1 protein-coding gene is annotated in these 1,326 nt (G+C 42.8%); it reads right to left on the bottom strand.

What is annotated here, in order from left to right; translation table 11 throughout:
• Positions 1 to 17: 17 nt before the first annotated feature.
• Positions 18 to 1,184, bottom strand: a complete 1,167-nt coding sequence (locus C6366_RS18340; RefSeq protein WP_107740632.1) for an IS4 family transposase — start codon at positions 1,182 to 1,184, stop codon at positions 18 to 20.
• Positions 1,185 to 1,326 lie beyond the last annotated feature (142 nt).

Below are 1,326 nucleotides of genomic sequence, written 5' to 3'. Positions count from 1 at the left end.
CACTAGTGTCCCAACGTTTAATCAAAGAAACTCAACTGGTTAGTGTTTGACCGAACTTCGTTTTCGTAGCTGTAATTTCCAACTATCTGTAATAATGGATTTCGTTCAAAGATGTTCACGCTTAAAATCTGTAGAATTGTGTAGAGTGAAGCATTGATTTTGAGTTCTTTTTTCATGATGGCTACAATCAAAAAAGTCGAAATTGCGATCCAGATTTGCGTTTTGACCGCATTGGCTGAGTTCCCATAGAAACGCTTTATGCGCAAATTTTGCTTTATCCACTTAAAAAACAGCTCCACTTGCCAACGATAGCGGTATAGCTCTGTGATAGTGAGTGCTGGGAGAACAAAATTGTTGGTTAAAAATACGTATGTTTTTTGGCTTTCCGGGTCTTTGTATTTCACCCTGCGTAACTTTTCTGGATAATTTTTGGATTGGTAATAGCCAGTCAGCACTACGGATTGGTCGCAAATCAGACCTGTTGTTCGATCGACCTGGTGAGAAAAGATCCTGTCGCATTGAAGATTCGATTTGGCCCGGATTACAAAAAAGGCTGCCCTTTGAGAAAAAACATGAAGGCGCCTGAAGTCTACGTAACCTCGATCCATGACATAAAACGATCCAGCCTCGATTGGCAGTATATCCAACACGTTGACGTCGTGGAGCTTCCCGTCGGATATGTGGATAAAGGTCGGAATATTCCCTCGTAGGTCCAGCAATGTGTGCAGTTTGATGGCCCCCTTCGACTTGCGAAAATTGGCCCAGGGGAACATGGCTAGGCATAAATCTATGGTTGTGGAATCCAAGGCGTAGGCGGTATTTTGCAAATCGAGATCGAATTCGTCGTCGATATAAAGGTTGCGGGCGATCTGAATTAGGTGTTGAGCAATATCCGCATAAATTCTCCAGTCTCGGACTTTGTTGGCATTGGCTAAGGTATTCCTGGAGACTTGAGCACGAATTCCCATGTGGTAAAGCTTGCCTTGCTGGGAACGTAAACAGGCCTCGATATCTCTGAGGCTCTCTCGGTAAGTCAATTGTGCAAATGCCATGCATAGAAACTGGTCGAGGCAGGAAAATTGATGAACTTTCCGGTTTCCATCGTAGCGTTGAACAATTCGCCGAAACATGTGCAACGGCAAATAGTCCATGATCTGAGAAAATATGAGCTTTCCAGTTAACACCGCATACCTCCTGAAAAATGTTGCAAGAGGTATAAGGTACTAGCTGCTGGATGTTCAAATCGGTAACAGCCAAAAAAGAATAAAAAGTCATATTTTACAGAGTCTTAAGCATTGATTAATGAAAAACGTTGGGACACTAGTG

It is taken from the genome of Desulfonatronum sp. SC1, from assembly GCF_003046795.1.
Classification (GTDB): domain Bacteria; phylum Desulfobacterota; class Desulfovibrionia; order Desulfovibrionales; family Desulfonatronaceae; genus Desulfonatronum.
Note: the sequence above shows the minus strand (reverse complement) of the source record. Positions and strands in the feature narration are given on the sequence as shown.